The 18958-nt window shown below is 33.1% G+C and carries 13 protein-coding genes and 1 pseudogene; 11 read left to right on the top strand and 3 right to left on the bottom strand.

Features of this window, described 5'->3' with window-relative positions; all coding sequences use genetic code 11:
- A pseudogene (locus B7R67_RS22595) lies at nt 1-79 on the bottom strand (VOC family protein); the annotation flags it as partial.
- 867 nt (nt 80-946) lie between these two features.
- Here B7R67_RS22595 and B7R67_RS19915 point away from each other — a divergent pair.
- From B7R67_RS19915 to B7R67_RS19875, 9 genes are all read left to right on the top strand, one after another.
- Nucleotides 947-4462, top strand: coding sequence for a S8 family serine peptidase (locus B7R67_RS19915; protein WP_088072738.1), 3516 nt, complete (start codon nt 947-949; stop codon nt 4460-4462).
- A 193-nt stretch (nt 4463-4655) separates the two neighbouring features.
- Nucleotides 4656-5072, top strand: a complete 417-nt coding sequence (locus B7R67_RS19910) for an NUDIX hydrolase (RefSeq protein WP_088072739.1) — start codon at nt 4656-4658, stop codon at nt 5070-5072.
- Nucleotides 5073-5602: 530 nt separating this feature from the next.
- Nucleotides 5603-6457: a MurR/RpiR family transcriptional regulator gene (locus B7R67_RS19905; protein WP_088072737.1), complete on the top strand. Its 855-nt coding sequence runs from the start codon at nt 5603-5605 to the stop codon at nt 6455-6457.
- Between the two features lie 212 nt (nt 6458-6669).
- A complete protein-coding gene (locus B7R67_RS19900; RefSeq protein WP_088072736.1) occupies nt 6670-9048 on the top strand; it encodes an immune inhibitor A domain-containing protein in 2379 nt (792 codons plus the stop codon).
- 190 nt (nt 9049-9238) lie between these two features.
- Nucleotides 9239-10303: a DUF871 domain-containing protein gene (locus tag B7R67_RS19895; RefSeq protein WP_088072735.1), complete on the top strand. Its 1065-nt coding sequence runs from the start codon at nt 9239-9241 to the stop codon at nt 10301-10303.
- A 548-nt stretch (nt 10304-10851) separates the two neighbouring features.
- Complete coding sequence (locus tag B7R67_RS19890) at nt 10852-11460, top strand: methyltransferase (protein ID WP_088072734.1); 609 nt, start codon at nt 10852-10854, stop codon at nt 11458-11460.
- A gap of 90 nt (nt 11461-11550) precedes the next feature.
- Nucleotides 11551-12642: a threonine aldolase family protein gene (locus tag B7R67_RS19885; protein WP_088072733.1), complete on the top strand. Its 1092-nt coding sequence runs from the start codon at nt 11551-11553 to the stop codon at nt 12640-12642.
- Nucleotides 12643-12692: 50 nt separating this feature from the next.
- The gene (locus B7R67_RS19880; protein WP_088072732.1) at nt 12693-13091 is read left to right on the top strand and encodes a VOC family protein; all 399 of its coding nucleotides are present in this window, start codon (nt 12693-12695) and stop codon (nt 13089-13091) included.
- Nucleotides 13092-13250: 159 nt separating this feature from the next.
- Nucleotides 13251-15440 (top strand): glycosyl hydrolase family 65 protein, encoded by a 2190-nt coding sequence (locus B7R67_RS19875; RefSeq protein WP_088072731.1) that lies wholly within the window; start codon nt 13251-13253, stop codon nt 15438-15440.
- A gap of 115 nt (nt 15441-15555) precedes the next feature.
- Here the strand turns inward: B7R67_RS19875 and gloA2 are convergent, their stop codons facing one another.
- Nucleotides 15556-15942 carry an SMU1112c/YaeR family gloxylase I-like metalloprotein gene (gene gloA2, locus B7R67_RS19870; protein ID WP_088072730.1) on the bottom strand — a complete coding sequence of 129 codons (387 nt, stop codon included), beginning with the start codon at nt 15940-15942 and terminating at the stop codon, nt 15556-15558.
- A gap of 182 nt (nt 15943-16124) precedes the next feature.
- Nucleotides 16125-16343, bottom strand: a complete 219-nt coding sequence (locus B7R67_RS19865) for a hypothetical protein (protein ID WP_088072729.1) — start codon at nt 16341-16343, stop codon at nt 16125-16127.
- 185 nt (nt 16344-16528) lie between these two features.
- Between B7R67_RS19865 and B7R67_RS19860 the strand changes: the two genes are divergently transcribed.
- On the top strand, nt 16529-17563 hold the full coding sequence (locus tag B7R67_RS19860) for a DUF3048 domain-containing protein (RefSeq protein WP_088072728.1): 1035 nt from the start codon (nt 16529-16531) through the stop codon (nt 17561-17563).
- A gap of 209 nt (nt 17564-17772) precedes the next feature.
- Entirely contained in the window at nt 17773-18663 is an 891-nt protein-coding gene (locus B7R67_RS19855; protein WP_088072727.1) for a pentapeptide repeat-containing protein, read from the top strand.
- Nucleotides 18664-18958 lie beyond the last annotated feature (295 nt).

Here is an 18958-nt window from a genome sequence, read left to right as displayed (position 1 = left end):
CTGTGTTAAATACAGTTGCATAGAACTCAACTGCTTCACGTGTATTTCCATTAAAATTTAAATAAACATCGATTGGCATTTTATTCACTCCTATTTGTTATGTATTCAATACTTTAAGGCCTACAAAACCATTTTATCCAAAAAACGGTAATTTAACAAACAAAGATTAGAAAATTATGTGGAATATTCAGAAATTTTTAAATGAAGAAAAACCGAATCGATAGACTAATAGCTAACTGACTTATTTCCTTGAAACTTATCAATGATCTACTGAGAAATAGGTAGAAACTTGTTGTTAAAATAGGAAAGAACGATTATTTATTTTTTTGATGTTTCCTTATATTTACCTAACTTTGAATTTGCTTCTTAAATGAAATTTAAATTATGATTCTATTTTTCTAAATTAATATTAAATTGTCTCAACATTTTTCTAAATTAACCCGATATCATAAATTTTTTTCGAACTTCCTCGACTAAATGAGTCAAAACTTTCTTTTTTTCTACTCAATTTTATCATTCACGTATTGAATCGAATATGCCAAAAGTCCGTTTGATTAACCCAATATGATTATAGAGAGTATCTATTTAAAATTAATAATGTATTAAATTTTACTCGTAGAACATTAGTATTTCATTGGGCTTTTTTGAATTCAATCTATTAATATTTGGGCTTTGTTAGAAAAAAATGTTGATTTCCGTTCCAGGATGCTCGCTTTCCATGGGGCGTGAGGCTTTAGCCTCCTCGGCAAGCCTGCGGGGTCTCACCCTTCCCGCTACTCCCATAGGAGTCTCGCACCTTCCACTCCAATCAATGTCTTTAAATATTCTAACTTAAATTCTATAACAAACTTCAAAAATATTCTTGTAAGATATCAACATTTCACATTAACAGAGCTTTTATTTTGATAGAGTAAGTAAATTATAGTTTCTGAAGAGGAGAGTAAAAATGAAGAAAAGAAGAGGATTTCCTTATAAGGTGCTCGCGACAACGACTTTAGTTTCAATGTTATTTACATCGACTGGTTTTGCTGAAGGGACAAGTGAAAATCAAGTACCAGCTCCAAGTTTGGATGAAATTGCAAAACAAGGTCAAAAGATTTTTGCTGATGAGCAGAAAAAGGCTGGTGAAGAAGGAGTAGACCCATTTGGCTATAAAAATCTAAATGAAAATGGTGATTTGCAACCGTATAAACCAAATGAAAAGGTACGTGTAATTGTCGAGGTTGAGCAACCAGCAATTTCGGATGAGTCTACTCAAACTAAAAAAGTACGTTTTAAACAGGAGCAAGATCAAGTAATTTCGCATATTTCAAAAGGAAGAGCAGTACCTAAAATAAATCAACGCTTTTTCGAAGGCTTTAATGGTTTTAGTATGGATACTGAATATAAAAATTTAAAAGATATCCAAGCAACTCCTGGGGTTACGAATGTACATATTGCAAGAAAGTTCAAACAGTCAATGGGTGCTAGTAAAGAATTGGTACAAGCCCAAAAGGTATGGAAAAGTTATGGATATCAAGGAGAAGGATTGCTTGTAGCGATTGTTGATACAGGTATTGACTACAAGCATAAAGACATGACCATTACAGACAAAGGAAAAGCGAAAGAAAAATGGACGCAAGAAAATATTAAAGGAAAACTCGCTGAAACGACCGTTGATGATGTATGGTACAGTGACAAAGTCCCAACAGGATATGACTGGGCTGATCATGATACAGACGTAATTCCACATAATGCAGACAATTATCATGGTATGCACGTAGCAGGTACAGTAGGTGCGAATGGTGATGATTCAAATGACGGTGTACAAGGAATTGCTCCAGGCGTACAGTTGTTAGCTGAAAAAGTATTCTCCGATAATGAAAACGGTGCATATGAAGATGACATTATTGCTGGTATCGAGCACGCGGTTACAATGGGTGCAGATGTCATTAATATGAGCTTAGGTACGGATTCAGGTTATGTTAGTGAGGAAGATGATCCAATTCAAAAAGCAATTCGAGTGGCGACAGAACAAGGTACGCTAGTCGTTGTTTCGGGTGGAAACTCCGCATATAGTACTAAAAATAATCTATTGCAGTCTTCTGCACAACCGTATGCTGAAAACCCTGATATTGGTACAGTTGGAGAACCAGGGGTAAGTCCTTATGCTATTTCTGTTGCTTCATATGAAAATACAAGCATACATATGAGTACACTTCAGGAAGAAAATGGATTACAGCTTCCATATCAAGATCAAACACAATATAACTTCAATCTTTCTAAAGTATTATCTCCGTTAGAATCTTATGAAATGGTATACGTAGGAGAAGGAAAGACTCCAGATTTCAAAAATCTTGGCGACCTAACAGGCAAGATTGTTGTGGCGAAACCAAAGGAAATGTATGCTACATACTCTTATATTCAATCTGAAGCAAAAAAGAAAAACGCAAAAGCAGTAATCCTTGTACCTGCAAATAATGATAAAGATTACCCACTTGTTTATTGGAGTACTTTTTTTAATACACCTGCAGCTACGACTAGTAAGGCGATCGGTGATCAATTGATTTCGAAGTTAACGAGCGGTTCAATCGTAAAAATGAAGCCGTCTAAAGGTGTATATATTGACAATCCGAATAAGAATACAATGTCATACTTTTCATCGTATGGCGCTCCACATACATTAGACTTTAAACCAGAAATATCAGCACCAGGAGGTAATATATACTCTACAGTCCCGGACAACGGTTATGAGGTTATGAGTGGTACTTCTATGGCATCTCCACATGTTGCTGGTGGTTCAGCACTGGTTCTACAATCACTTTATGAAAAAGGCTTAAAACATTCAGAAGATTCAGCATTAAAAGCTAAAATTGCTTTAATGAATACTGCTAAACTAGTACAGGATCCTCGTACAAATAATGAAGTACCTTACTCACCGAGAGTTCAAGGATCTGGTCTAATGCAAATTCAAAATGCGATTAAAACACCTGTACTTGTGACAAGAGAGAAAACCCCACTTGAGCAAGCAGGAGCAGTTGCGTTAAAAGAAGTTAGCAATAACATTCACTTCAAATTAAATGCGGAAGCTCTTCAAAATGCAAGCGTAAAAGATTTGGAATATCAAGTATACGTGGACGTTTTAAAGGACGGCAGAGAAACAAAAGAATTTGACCTAGACAATGATGGAGCATTGAACTCTAAAGAATATTTAACGTTAAAAAGTGAACGTGTAAAAGATGCTAAGGCAACTGTAAATGGAGATACAGTAACAGTTACAGAAGGAAAAACGTTAAAAATAAAACCGAGCCAAGAAAAGAATTTAGATATTCAAATTCAACTTCCATCAAGTGTGAAGAAAGGTTCATTCGTTGAAGGATATGTACGTCTAGTACCTTCTGGGAAAAATAGTGATTCTGCTGTACCATTAACAGTACCTTACATGGGATATTACGGTGAATGGGATCAACCTCAAAATATTGATCCAGCAGCATATGATAAAGATGCGTTCTTAGGTTATACAACGCTATGGAATGATGAAATTGGAGCAGAAGGATCATACCCATTAGGATATGATCCAAAAACGGGTCAATTTAATATGGATCATATTGTAATGTCTCCTAACGCTCCATTAAAAGAAGTATATCCATCATTTACTGTGCTGCGTAATTTGCAAAAAACAGAGATGTATGTAGAAAATGAAAAAGGTGAATTAGTTCAATACTTAGGTGATTTTAGTGAATATACTGGAAGGCCGTGGAAATTCAGAAAAAACATCATGTCTTTTAGAGACTATTTGAATACTGGTTATGGTTGGGATTTAAAAGACCAAAACGGGCAAGTAGTTACAGATGGCGTTTATAACTTTGTTATAAAATCAACACTTGATTATAAAGGTGCGAAGCCACAAATCGTAAAACTTCCATTGTATATTGACTCGGTTGCACCAGTTGTCTCAGATATTCAAGTAAAACCAAAAAGTGGTCAATATGAAATCTCATTCAAAGCGGATGATAGTGGCAGTGGTTATAATGGAGCAATCATTTGGTATAACGGCAAATATAAGTTACTACCACAAGGTGCAACATCTACAATTGTAAAAGAAGAGCCAAAAAGCGTAGTAGTTTTAGGAGTAGATTATGCCCTAAACCAAAGCTACACAGTTTGGGGAGACCCTTCTTATATTAATGAAGGAATGCTTGTTAGCTACTTTAGTGTATCTCCAAATAAAAATATAAATGCAAAAACACCTGCAGGAATTAATGCATTTGCAAATAACAATGTTAATTGGAAAATTAATGTGAAAGATGTAAATGGTAACGTGATCGATACACTTGATGTAGAAAATCAAAATGAAATTCACTTGAAATGGACTCCGGAAGCAGACGTTCCAAGTGGTACGTATACAATATCAGCTGATGTAACTAGTAAAGATGGCTTTAAAGTATCAGTTAAACCGCAGACAGTTACAGTATTACAGTAAAAATGATTAGCAAAAAAAAGTGCAGGGGAAATATCCCTGCACTTTTTTTTGATTCTACGATATGTATTTACATGGAAAAACTAAAGTAAGAAAATATAAGAAAAAAGATAGGCTGGTTTGGAACCTAGTAAAATTTTTTCCTAGAATCTTTACCAAACCTTACCTTATTTCTGATATTGAAGGGGTGTTTAATATGGAAAACGAGAGAGAAACTGTTGTAGCAGTAAAAGGATTGATTATAAATGATGGTAAAGCTTTAATCGTAAAACGTTCCTCAAATGATGAAGTAGGTGCTGGTACATGGGAATGTGCAGGAGGTAAAATTGACTTTGGTGAATCTTTAGAACAAGCTCTAATTAGAGAGGTTAAAGAAGAGGTAGGAGTAGAAATAAATGTAGAGAATCTATTGTTTGCATCAACATTTAATACTAATCCTAAAAGACAAGTAGTCATTTTAACTTATTTATGTACAAGTTCGAATAGAGATGTAAGGCTTTCAGAGGAGCATAGTGAATATAAGTGGTGCAATAGAGATGAGTTAAATCTTTTTCTTGAACAAAATATATTAGATGATTTCAAAAAGAATAATGTTTTAGAATTTGTAATGTAAAACAAAGTATCTTACATAAATTCAAATCGTAAAAGTGATTAATAATTTGTTCTAAGTAAAGGATATTTAAATCGTTCTTAATGAATACTTTTTTTAGAGGAAAAGTTGATTGGAACGAAAGGATGATCGACTCCTATGGGAAATGCGGAAAGGCTAAAGACCCCGCAGGCTTGCCGAGGAGGCTCAGGTTTCGCCCCATGGAAAGCGAGCATACTGTAGTGGAAATGAACAACACTCAACTTCCTTTAAGAAAATTTGGTAATTATTTGATATGATTGTTCAATAGCCTGAAATTGACCGTTATCTATTTCAACACTCTGAAAAAGTATCTTACTTAATGTTGTAAGATACTTTGTTTGTCTAATCCTCATTAATATATAATTACTAGTTTAACCTTAAGGACAAAAGTGATTGAAGTAGAGATGAGTAAATCTATTTTTTAATTAGTATATTGATATGATTTTTAAGTTATTTGGTTCATAATAGAGGTAATAGTAATCGTATGTACTGGGAGAAGGGTGTTTAGTAAAATGAAACATTTAACAATCTTATCAAAAATAGAAAATTATATGGAACGATTTACTCAAGCTGAAAAAAAAATTGCTGTTTATATTATGGAGCATGCAGAAATCGTACCTAACTTAACAACTAAAGATATTTCTAAAAATACAGGTGCTAGTGAAGCGAGTGTCGTAAGGTTTTGTAAAACAATCGGAATCGGAAGCTTCAAAGCTTTTAAAATTGCTTTAGTAAGAGATCTTACTGTTGCCGAGATGAATATCAATGATTTTTCTGTAATGGAGAAAAAAGATACACCGTATGATTTATTTAATAAAGTTACATACGTAAATAAGGCTGCAATAGAAGCAACAGTATCAACTTTAGATAAAAGAGAACTAGAGAAAGCCACTGAAGAAATTGTAAAAGCGAAAAGAATAATATTTTACGGTGTAGGAGGTTCAGCTGTATCTGCAATGGATGGAGCGTATAAGTTTGGGAAACTAGGATATCATGCTGTAATGTCCCCGGATTTTCATATGGTCATAACATTAGTAGGACATATGGAAGAAGGTGATATTTTTGTTGCCATTTCCAATTCAGGTAAAACAAGGGATGTTTTAGAACTTTCTCGTTTCGCGAAGAAGAAAGGTGCTACAATCATTGCAATCACTAAGCTTGGTAAATCGCCACTATTTAAAGAAGCAGATATAAAACTATGTACTCCTGATATGGAACAGGATAATCGAATCGGGAGTATCGCATCAAAAATGGCACAATTAAATATAATCGATGCTTTATATGTAATTTGTTTTAACCAAATTGGCAATAAAGTCTCAAGTAAGCTTCACGAATACAGTGAGGAAGCAAATAAACTTAGAAGATAATAAGAAATGTGAAAGAAACTTAGCATAAAACATGTAAATAAGTTTAAAAAAATGCCGAATTCTCGGCATTTTTTTTGTGTGTTTATAAATTTTTTGTAAATTTTATGTGAATCATGTCGGTATTTGAAGTAAAATAACCTCTATAATTTAAGGAATTTTTAGAATATTATTAAAATGTACTTTAATTATATTAATAATGGGGGGGATATGTTTTGAACAAATTTGTATTATCTAGTTTTGCTTCAGTAGTGGTTGCTGGAACATTATTTTCCGGAATTCCACTAAAACAGGCATCGTCTGCAAGTCAAAGTAAAGTACATAGCGAATTAGCAAAGCATTCAAAAAGTACTTTAGATTTATCGTTAGTTAACGATGAAAAGTTATTAGCTGCATTAGTTAAACGTGGAGTGGTTTCAGCAAGTGCTTCGGAAGCACAGAAGCAAGCGGCTTTACAGAACTATTTAGAGGTTAAAGGACAAGCAGATCTAGTAACTGAAAAAGATCCAATTGCCAACAAAGTAAAGAAAGCTGAATCTACTAAACATAGTGATTTTAAAAAGTTTAATAATGGGCTATTACATGGAAATGGTAAGAAAAATGGTCAATTAAAGGGCAATCCAGACCCTGTTCAAGAATCAGCTTCACCCGGTATTGTTAAGAAAGGCAAACTATTAACTTTAATGGTAGAGTATTCTGATTTTCCTCATAACAACATTAAAAAGGAAGAGACAGACAACTACTATTCAGATTATACTCCACAACACTATGAAGATATGATTTTTGGTAAAGATGGTGTTAAAGGTCCAAATGGAGAAACTTTCCTGTCACAAAAACAATATTATGAACAACAATCTGGTGGTACTTATACAGTTGATGGAAATGCATATGGCTGGTTAAAAGTACCTGGTACTGCAGCGTTTTATGGAAAAGATGCTAAAACTGGACATGATAATGTAACACCAGGCGGATCAAAACAATTAGTAATTGATGCTTATGCTGCTGCAAAAGCTGCTGGCGTTCCTTTACAAGATTATGATTTAGAAGATCCACATGATTTAGACGGAGATGGAAACTTCTGGGAGCCAGATGGTTTAGTTGATCACCTTCAAATCATCCACTCAGGTATGGGACAAGAAGCTGGTGGTGGATCACTTGGAGATAATGCAATTTGGTCACACCGTTCTGCTAAATTCGTAGATCCAGATGGACTAGGAAAAGGTTTACCTGGTTTCTATGATTACACTATGATGCCTGAAGACGGTGCAACAGGTGTATTCGCACACGAATATGGTCATGATTTAGGTTTACCAGATGAATACGATACAATTTATTCTGGTGCAGGTGAAGCAGTTGAATATTGGTCAATCATGTCAGCTGGATCTTGGGCTGGAAAAATTCCAGGTACAGAGCCAACTGGTTTCTCTCCTTGGGCTAAATCATATTTCCAATCAACTTTAGGTGGAAAATGGACAAACCCAACTGTTGTAAATTGGGATGATGTATCTACAAAAGGTACTCAATTCTTATTAGACCAAGCAAATTCACCAAATGGTCAAAATAACCAAGCGATTCAAGTGAATTTACCGAAAAAGGTAGTACCTATTAATAAACCAGCTGCTGGCACTTATGAGTATTGGGGTGGACAAGCAGATGAAATGGATAACAGCATGGTAACAACAGTTGATTTAACAGGTAAATCAACAGCAACATTAACATTTGACGCATGGTACGACATGGAAGAGCAATGGGATTTCGCATTTGTTCAAGTGTCAACAGATAATGGAGCTACTTGGTCGTCATTAGGTAACAGCAATACTAGAAGTGATGTTGTTCCTGAAGGATACCCAACGATCCTAAACTCTATGCCTGGATTTACTGGAAATTCAAATGGATGGCAAGCACAATCATTTGATTTATCAGCATACAAAGGTAAAAAGATTCAGCTTCGTTTACGTTCTGCAACTGACTGGGGTAGTTCGTTTACAGGATTCTTTGCTGATAATATTAAAGTAGTAGCCGATGGTTCTACAATTGTTGATGATGGTGCTGAAAATGCAACTTCTCCATTTACTTTACAAGGATTTTCAAAATTCGATGGTAACAAGTATGCAAATCATTACTACTTATTAGAATGGCGTAATCAAAAAGGAGTTGACGAAGGTTTAGCTCACATTAAGCGTGGAAACTCTTTATTAAATTACGATGGTGGATTAGTAGTTTGGTATGTTGATGATAGCTTTACAGATAACTGGACAGGTGTTCACCCAGGTGATGGTTTCCTTGGTGTTGTTGATGCGCATGATGATACAAACTTATTATGGAACACTGGCGCTGAAGCATCTTCTCGTTTCCATGTAGCTGATGCAGCATTCGGTTTAAATTCAACATCTGGTTATAATATTACTTATTCAAATGGACAAAATTTAACATCTCCAAGTCAAGAAAGTGTATCATTATTTAATGACAGCAAAGACTACAACAATGTATTCTTACCAGATGCTGGTAGAAACATCGGACACTATGGTTTAAAAGTTCGAGTAAACGGTCAAGCTACTGATAAATCAGTTGGAGCGATTGTAGTTTATAAATAATAGTTAGAAAGGAAAGGCAACAGAATGTTGCCTTTCTTTTTTACGTTCATAAAATAAAAATTGGGAAATTATCACAAATGGAATGAAATTTAATTTCATAATAAATTTATGACTCATTGACTTTTAATTTCATAGAGTTAAAATAATAAGCAAATGTAATGAAATGCATTTTAGGAAAAGAGGAGAGGCCATGTTAGGTATATCAATCTATTTATCCAAAGAAAATATAGAGAAGAATAAGCGTTATATCCAAACAGCAAAAGCTAATGGGTTCAAGTCAATATTTACATCACTTCACATTCCCGAAGACGATCCGTCAACGTATAAGGAACTTCTCCAAATACTAGGTTCGCAAGCGATCGATAATGGAATGGAGCTTATGGCAGACATTTCTGCTAAATCACTTTCGCATTTAGGATTAGATTACTCAACTGTTACTGAGCTTCAAAATTGGGGAGTTACAGGCTTACGAATTGATTATGGACTGAACGAAAACCAAATAGCGAAACTTTCTAAAAAAATGAAGATCGCACTGAATGCAAGCACGCTTACACCTAGTTTTTTAGAGGAATTACTTAGACAAGGTTTACAGACTGATAACGTAGAAGCATGGCATAACTTTTATCCACGTCCGGAAACGGGATTAGCTACAAGATATTTAAAAGAAAAAAATAAATGGTTAAAAGACTATGGTATCTTAACGATGGCTTTTATTTCCGGAAATGATGAAATGCGAGGTCCACTTTTTAAAGGTTTACCAACGTTAGAAAAGCATCGTGGAATGAGTCCTTTACATGCATATTTAGATTTAGTACAAAATTGTTTCATTGATAAAGTCATCATTGGTGATATAAGCATAAAAGTAGAATCGATGAAGATGCTTTCAAATGCAAAAGACTTTATTCCACTACAATATAGACCATATACAAATGAAGAAACAATCCTTTCAATAGTAGAAAAGGTTCAAACAAATCGCGAAGATCCTGCTCGTGATGTTATTCGTTCAATGGAATCTAGGTTATACGGTAGCTTCGGAGAATCTAAATTAAGCCCTGATAATACAATTGATCGGACAATCGGTTCAATAACAATTGATAATGAATTATACGGTAGATATGGAGGTGAACTACAAATTATGCTAACTAACCTACCAAGCGATGAAAAAGTCAATGTAATCGGCAAGGTTATTGACAATGATTTATCTTTATTAAAGTTTATTGGAGCAGGACAAAAGTTCAAGTTAAAGCGTGTTTAATTAGCTGGCTTCAGACTGCCCGCCAAACGCTCGCTTTCTTCGTTAATTCGCCTGTCTGTGGTGCTCATTACCATTAAGGGTAACTCCGCTCCTCGCCAGGCTTTACGCCTCGAAAGACAAGCGTTTTCAATCAGTCTGAAAATCAGATAAATAGGACTTTGTCCACACAATGAAGTGTGTTTAATTAACACGCTTTTTTTATTGAAGAGCGATTGTCTTTTTACTTCCGCCCCTTATATAACTTTATTCTTACATAAGTCCATTTAGGTTTTTAAACAAGGGCCTGTTAATGTTAGTGATGATATTTTACAAAACAGATAGTTTTTATAGTTTATTTAGTATATAGCTTTAAAGAGATTGATTGGAGTGGAAGGTGGGAGAATTTAAGAGCAGGAAGAGCAGGAGAGCATATTGGACAGGAATCTTAGGGGAAATTATAAAATTCTCTATAATCTTTTATTAGTTTTCCTCTTGGTCCTGCTTTTCCTTATTCCTGCTCTTAAATATAATAGAGTTAATAGTTAATATGATTGAATGGTGGTAAAAAAATGAATGATAAATATTATGATGATTTATTAAATATAAAAACGGAAGGGGAACAAAAAGGTTTTAATGAATCCTTTCATTATCATCGCTATGAGCCGACTCCGTATAGTGCTCTAGAGCAGCTATTTAAACAATATACTTTTACAAAGAATGATCGGGTAGTAGATTTCGGTTGTGGAAAAGGGAGATTAAATTTTTATATTAATAGTTTATTTGGCTCGACTGTTATTGGAGTCGAAATGAATGAGGAGTATTACGAGCAAGCACTTGAGAATAAAAAGAATTACATTCAGAAAACAAAGATGAGTGAGGACAAAATCCTTTTTAACTGTTGCTTGGCAGAAGACTATAAAATTGAACAATATGATAATCGTTTTTATTTTTTTAATCCATTTTCAATCCAAATTTTTATGAATATTATTAACAATATTTTAATTTCAGTTGAACAAACAAACAGAGAAGTAGAAATTATTTTATATTATAGCTCGGATGATTATATTTATTTTTTAGAAAACCAGACTGCCTTTGAATTAAAAAAAGAGATTATACTACCTGATGTATATGAACAAAATCAAAATGAACGGTTTTTAATTTATCAGTTATCATACTAATTTTCTAAGTATCAAGGATTTTATTGTATGAATGAAGAAAAGGTATAGTAAGTTATTCGTATATTAAATGTCGGAAGGAAGAGGTTTAGTTTGAAAAAGAATAATCCCTTTTTAGAATCGTTTCAAAATACTAAGCAGCAGATTGTTGGACATGGGTTTAGATCGATTCAAATTCTAAAAGAAGCATTAAATGAGTTAGATGATAACGAAGAAAGTGACATATATGGAAGTGGAAATTTTATTGAAAATTTTCAAGAAAAAATGGCAAATTTCTTAGGGAAAGAATCAGCGGTATTTTTTCCAAGTGGTACGATGGCACAACAAATTGCATTAAGAATTTGGTGCGATCAAAAAGGGATTAAAAAAGTAGCTTATCATCCATTAAGTCATTTAGAAATTCATGAAGAAGATGGATTAAAAGTATTACATAGTATCCAACCAATATTATTAGCAGATAAGAATCGAATGATTGAGTTGGAGGATGTTTTAGCGATAGATGAAGATATCTCTTGTTTATTGTTGGAATTACCTCAACGAGAAATTGGTGGGCAATTACCAACATATGAAACATTAGAAGCAATCTCTTCCTTTTGTCGTGAAAAAGGGATAAAACTACATTTAGATGGTGCTAGATTAATGGAAATTCTTCCATACTATAAAAAGACGGCTGCTGAAGTTTGTAGCTTATTTGATAGTGTCTATCTGTCTTTTTATAAAGGAATAGGAGGAGTTGCTGGCGCAATTCTTGCAGGCGAAAAAGGATTTATAAATGAATCTAAAGTATGGAAAAGGCGACATGGTGGAGATTTGATTAGTCTATATCCATACATAGTTAGTGCTAATTATTATTTTGATAAAAGAGAAAATAAAATGGAGCAATATTATAAAAATGCAGTAGAACTTGCTGAATTGTTTAATAACTGTCATTCTATTCATACAATTCCTCATACTCCAGTTTCGAATATGTTTCATATTCATTATCATGCTCCACTTGAAAAAGTTAGCGCTATCCTCATCGCTATTCATAAAGAAACTGGAATTGGCATTACAAGTAATTTAAGATCGATCGATGAGGAAGTTTGTTATAGCGAGATAAGTATTGGTGATCAATATTCAAAAATTTCAAAAGAAAATCTACATAAAGTATTAAAGCTATTAAATGAGAGTATGTTGGCTCTTTAAAATGATTGAGCTTTTACAATAATAAATAATTAGTTAGGAGTTTGAATGAAATGCAAAAGATTACTACATTTTTAATGTTTGAAGGACAAGCAGAAGAAGCAATGAATTATTATATTTCATTATTTAAGGATTCAGAAGTTGTGAATATTTTACGATATGGGCCAGAAATGGGAGAGTTTGAGGGGAAAGTAATTAAAGCTACTTTCAAATTAAATGGCCAAGAATTTATTTGTATTGATAGTAATATTAAGCATAACTTTACATTCACTCCATCCGTTTCACTATTTGTAACTTGTGAATCAGACGAGGAAATTGAAAATGCATACGAAAAGTTAACAGACAATGGTCAAGTTTTAATGCCTTTAGGAGCTTATCCGTTCAGCGAAAAGTACGGATGGGTAAATGATAAATATGGTGTATCTTGGCAATTAACGCTAGTAAAAAAATAAAAGAAAACTTAAACCGACCGTGTCATTTAAAAATGATACGGTTTTTTCTTACCATTTAAAACTAGACCGGTAATAAATTTAAAATAACTAGTTTAAAAATAGAAGAATAATTGCAAACTTTTAATAGATGAATTAAAAAAAAGGTGAGAGTTTATTCATATGAATGAAGTAAATGTATTAAAAGAAAGTCAATTTGACGAAGAGTTAATTAATAAGTATGAAAGTTTAATGGCATTAGGAAATGGCTACATCGGTTTACGTTCTTCTCATGAAGAAGACTATCAAGGGCAAAAAAGAGGTATGTATGTAGCAGGGTTGTATAATAAGTTGTATCCAAATGAAGCGACCAAAATCGTTAATCTTCCAGATGTAATTGGGATGGAAATCGAAATAAATGGAGATATCTTTTCAAATTCAACGGGCCAATTTACATATTATGACCGTACGCTAAATATGCTAACAGGTGAACTTGTTCGGGAAATTGTTTGGCAAAACAAAGATGGGAATCGGTTCCATTTTGTATTTCAACGATTCGTTTCTAAAGATGATCTACACTTATTAGCTTCAAAAGTAACGGTGACTTCTTTAGATTGTAATGCCTCAATTGTAATTAGGACTGGAATTAACGCTGAAACGGCTAACAAAAGAAAAAAAGAATACACGGAAGAAAAAGTACGCGTATTAGATAACAAAATTATGCATGGGGTTTATCAAACAACAGAGACCAATTATAAAATTGCGATAGCAACGACTTGTGTTACTCCTGATGAAAGTGAAATCTCTTTTTTTACTATCAATAATAAGCTTTTGACTTCAATAACTCAGGATCTTGTAGTTGAGAAACCAGTAGAATTTGAAAAAATCACCTCAGTTTATACATCCAATGATAATTTACGTGAAGAGCCTTCGGCGGCATGCGTTAGTACAGTGCAAAAATATTTATCTGAAGGTTATGATAAATTAAGGGATAGTACAACTATAAAATGGCAAGATTTTTGGAAGCGAAAAAGGGTAACAATCACATCGAAAGATAAAATGGATCAGTTAGCAATTGATTTCTCTTTATATCATATTGAAGCGATGACGCCTGCTCATGATGAACGTTTTAGTATCGGAGAAAGAGGTTTATCGGGCGAAGGCAACAATGGTCTAATCTTATGGAATACAGAAATTTTTATCGCCCCATTCCATTTATTTACAGATCCAGAGGTAGCTAAAAAATTATTAAAATATCGCTACATTCATATGAAAGAAGCACAGAATATAGCAACTAATTCTGGTTATAAAGGAGCTTTATTTCCTTGGGCAAGTGCTTTTACAGGGAAGGAAGAAACACCTGATAATTCAATGAACAATAATACTCAAAACTCTCATATCGTAGCAGATATTGCTTTTTCTGTTGTTCAGTATTATGAAAGTACAATGGATGAGGTTTTTATGTCTAAGGAAGGACTTGAGTTGCTCAAAGAAACAGCTCGTTTTTGGATTAGCCGTACATCAGATGAAAATAATGTCTTGTCCATAAAAAATGTAGTTGGACCAGATGAATATACTGAGCAAATCGATAATAATGCTTTTACAAATTATATGGCGTTTTATAATGTGCAAAATGCTATTAAATTTATGGAAAAATACAATGACCATGATGCAGAATTACTACAAAAAGGAACTGATTTTTTAAATCGATTGTACTTACCAAAACCAAATGATGAAAATATCATACCGCAGGATGATACATTTTTAAATAAAACTGAAATAGACTTATATGAATATAAACAGTCGATTATAAGTCCGGCAATCAATTCAGATTACACACAACAGGATATAAATGAAATGCAAGTGATTAAACAAGCGGATGTAGTTCTGCTTTTATATCTTTTTCCTGAATTGTTTCCTTCTGAGGTCGTTAAAGAAAATTTAGAATACTACGAGGAGCATACAGTTCACGATACGCCAGTAAGTAAGTCAATCCATGCTATTGTTGCTGCAAGATGTGATGATCAGGAAAGTGCTTATCAACTGTTTCAAGAAGGGTGTCTAATTGATTTAGGACCAAATCCAAAGTCTTCGGACGAAGGAATCCATGCAGCCTCATTAGGTGCTAATTGGTTAGTAACAATTTTTGGCTTTGCAAATATTTCGATGGATATTAATCGTTTAATGATTAGTCCTAAATTACCTACTAATTGGGATAAAATGATTTTTCCTTTTATATGGCAAGGTGCAAAACTAGAAATAACCATTTCAAAACGATCGATTACTGTTACAAAACAATCAGGACCACCTGTTTCGATAGAAATAAATGGGGAAGAATTTAATCTGACAGATAAAATAAAAACATCTCTTTAGGATTATTGCGTGTGAATTTCACCTAAGTGGTAGCACAGTACAAGATTACCGAAAAACAAAAAGTGGGCCGTCACTTTGTCAAATAGACTAAAGAGACAGCCCCGTTGTTTTTTTACTATTCTTCGTACAATTCCAAAGGTAAACCATCGGGATCCCTAAAAAATGTGAATTTTTTATTTGTTAATTCATCGACGCGAATTGGCTCAACAATCACATCATTTTGTTGTAAATATTGAATTGACTCTTCAATATTACTTACACTAAAGGCTAAATGGCGTAAACCTACTGCTTCCGGATTTGTTTGTCTTTTTGGAGGATTTGGAAAAGAAAACAGCTCAATTTGTTCATTACTTCCTACTCTTATGTCTAACTTATATGAGTTTCGATCTTCTCTGTATGTTTCCTCTATTAGCTTACAACCTAGTATATTTATGTAAAAATTTTTAGATTTTTCATAATCAGAGCAAATAATAGCGACATGGTGAATGCTCTTAATCTTCATAATAAAACTCCCTCTGTATTCAAATGATTAAACTTTTAGTAGTTTATCATAATTGGAACATAATTGAAAAAGTAATCTATCTTATTACTTGAGTTTACAGTATAATCACTAGATTTAGTGGCAAAATGAACTGTGGATTAAATAAAAAAATGGGGATATCCCCATTAAGTTTTAAATAGTACTTATCTTCTTTTCTTTTTTTGATCTTTTGCCAGAAATTGCACTTTTTTTATAACCTCTAGTTCAACTATTACATGTACGTGTTTTTCGTTTATAGGTTTAACGCTTAATACAGTACCTTTACGACCTTTAATAAATATACTGTCACCTTCAGAAGGGACATTTTTGAGCAGTTGGTTTAATAGTTCAACATTCTTCTCTATATAATGAACTACAATCATATGAATTCAACTCCTCTAAACATTTTTATCTTTATACAATATTTAAGGCTAGATAAAATAAGAACAATTTTTAGTTGATTATTTAACAGAGAAGGATTTATTTTTTAAAAATTCTTAAAATAACTTTCTATTTCAAAAATTATTTAATACAATTTAAGAAAATAAGCCGGATTGTGAGGGAGCCAATGTATAAAAAAATTTTCTTTTTAATTTTAATCAGTATGCTTCTTGTTGGTTGTAAACATGGCGAAAAATCTGTAAAAACTGTTAAAAATGAGAGTGGTAAAAATCAAAATGAACATGTGATTGATAAAGAAGAGATTGATACTATTTATGCTCCTTTAAATGGATTGCCAATTAGTCAAGTTAGTGAGCAAAGACCAGTAGCAGTAATGGTAAATAATTTTTACTTAGCTAGACCACAAAGTGGGTTGAGTAATGCTGACGTTATATACGAGATTTTAGCAGAAGGTGATATTACAAGATTTTTAGCTATTTTTCAAAGTAACATACCTGAGAAAATTGGGCCGGTACGTAGTGCGAGAGATTATTACATCAACTTGGCTAACGGGTACCACGCATTATTTATCTGTCATGGCAACAGCCCGAAAGCAAAACAAATGATGGACTCTGGAATGATTGATGCTCTGAACGGATTAATCTATGATGGAACACTTTTTAAAAGGGATAAAACTAGAAAAGCGCCACATAATTCTTATATTTTAAAAGAGGGCATTGAAAAAGGTGTTGCCCAGAGACATTATTCATATTCTGAAAAAGTTTCTCCAGTAGGTTTTACACAAGAAGAGGTTGTTTTTGATAATTCATGGAAAAATACTGAAGAAGTTTTTATAAGGTACTCTCATAGCGCCAATAATAATGTGACCTACAAGTATTTAAGTGCGAATAAACAATTTGAACGTATTCAAAATGGGATTGTTGCAAAGGATGCATTGAATGGGAAGGAGCTTCAAATAAAAAATATATTAATTGTAGAAGCACAGCATAAAGTAATCGATAGCTCTGGCCGACGTTCAATTGATCTTGTTCATGGTGGGAAAGGGTACTATTTCGTTGATGGAAAGTATAGAAGTATTCAATGGAAAAATATAAATGGACGAATAATCCCGTTTTCATTAGATGGAACAGAAATCAAGTTTTCTCCAGGTCAAACATGGATTAATTTTGTACCATCTTTAAATAATGTAACAATTAAATAAAGTGAAAAATAACAACAATTAAGGCATTGCTTAGGGCAATGCTTTTATTGTTGTTATAGTTTAACAAGAATTCTTTTAAAATAAATTACTTTATTAGATCCAGTTTAGTTTGGATCTAAAATGAAAAGAATAAGCTGTTTGACCCTGAAAAAATTCGGTGATACGATAAATTTTATAAACAACTAAAAATCTATTGTAAAAAGTCTTCAATGGAGGGAGGTAAGACTGTGAGTAATAAACATGAAAATATAAGTCTTTTAGATGATTTAAATGAAAATCTAAAAGCAGATTGTGAGAATTGCTTTGGTTTATGCTGTGTCGCATTACCATTCGCTGCTTCAGCAGATTTTGCTTATGATAAGGTAGCAGGGACTCCTTGCCATAATTTGAAATCAGATTTTAGATGTGGGGTTCATGCCAATTTAAGAGAGTTGGGCTTTAAAGGTTGCACTGTTTTTGATTGCTTTGGAGCAGGACAAAAGGTATCACAAGTAACATACAAAGGTAATGATTGGCGTCAAAAACCTGAACTTGCTAATGAAATGTTTGAAGTATTTCCGATTATGAGACAGTTTCATGAGATGCTTTCGTATTTGAATGAAAGCTTGTCGCTTAAAGCTGCGAGTGAAATTCATAATGACTTACATACGATTATAGAAGAAACAGAAAAGTTTACGCTTCTTGGTCCTGAATTGATTTTAAAAATAGATCTTGTAGCTCATCGTGCTAATGTAAATACTTTGTTGTTACGAGCTAGTGAATTAGCAAGAAAAGAAGCTTTAAGACAATTAAAGAATCCTAAAAAACTTCAAAAGTTAGCAGAAAGAGGAGCCGATCTGATTGGAGCTAATTTAAATAATGCCAATCTTGTAGGGGCCAATTTAAGAGGTGCATATTTAATTGCTGCTAACTTAAAAGGTGCCGATTTAAGAGTTGCAGATCTAATTGGAGCGGACTTGCGTGATGCAGATTTGAGTGGGGCAGACTTAACAGGAAGTATATTTCTAACTCAGGCCCAAATAAACTCAGCTAAGGGAGATTATGAAACTAAAATCCCATCTAGTCTTACTCGACCATTACATTGGCGAATCAAAAAATGAACCATCTATTTTAATAGAAGGTTCATTCAGAGTGTTGAAATACATAACAGTTAATATAAAAAAAGGTCATTAAGTGAACTTTATTGATGATAAGTTAGTATTTTTTGATGTTCTATTAAAAATATAAATGTTAATATTTTTAGCAATATTTATAACTCCGTCAAACTCAAATCATTACTTAGATCATCTTTTTATAAGTTTAAACTATTAAATTCTAATTTTTAGAAAAGTGAATTCAAACCTTATAAGACGATGCTTTTTTTGAATTTGTTGTTTAAACTGATTAAATTTAAAT

Source organism: Gottfriedia luciferensis, assembly GCF_002156865.1.
Lineage (GTDB): Bacteria > Bacillota > Bacilli > Bacillales > Bacillaceae_G > Gottfriedia > Gottfriedia luciferensis.
Note: the sequence above shows the minus strand (reverse complement) of the source record. Positions and strands in the feature narration are given on the sequence as shown.

Bases quoted from the DNA above. Each gene is read 5' to 3' on its own strand.
- B7R67_RS19915 (WP_088072738.1), top strand. From the start codon at position 947: ATGAAGAAAAGAAGAGGATTTCCTTATAAGGTGCTCGCGACAACGACT.
- B7R67_RS19890 (WP_088072734.1), top strand. From the start codon at position 10,852: ATGAATGATAAATATTATGATGATTTATTAAATATAAAAACGGAAGGG.
- B7R67_RS19860 (WP_088072728.1), top strand. From the start codon at position 16,529: ATGTATAAAAAAATTTTCTTTTTAATTTTAATCAGTATGCTTCTTGTT.
- B7R67_RS19910 (WP_088072739.1), top strand. From the start codon at position 4,656: ATGGAAAACGAGAGAGAAACTGTTGTAGCAGTAAAAGGATTGATTATA.
- gloA2 (WP_088072730.1), bottom strand. From the start codon at position 15,942: ATGAAGATTAAGAGCATTCACCATGTCGCTATTATTTGCTCTGATTAT.
- B7R67_RS19855 (WP_088072727.1), top strand. From the start codon at position 17,773: ATGGAGGGAGGTAAGACTGTGAGTAATAAACATGAAAATATAAGTCTT.
- B7R67_RS19865 (WP_088072729.1), bottom strand. From the start codon at position 16,343: ATGATTGTAGTTCATTATATAGAGAAGAATGTTGAACTATTAAACCAA.
- B7R67_RS19895 (WP_088072735.1), top strand. From the start codon at position 9,239: ATGTTAGGTATATCAATCTATTTATCCAAAGAAAATATAGAGAAGAAT.
- B7R67_RS19875 (WP_088072731.1), top strand. From the start codon at position 13,251: ATGAATGAAGTAAATGTATTAAAAGAAAGTCAATTTGACGAAGAGTTA.
- B7R67_RS19880 (WP_088072732.1), top strand. From the start codon at position 12,693: ATGCAAAAGATTACTACATTTTTAATGTTTGAAGGACAAGCAGAAGAA.
- B7R67_RS19905 (WP_088072737.1), top strand. From the start codon at position 5,603: ATGAAACATTTAACAATCTTATCAAAAATAGAAAATTATATGGAACGA.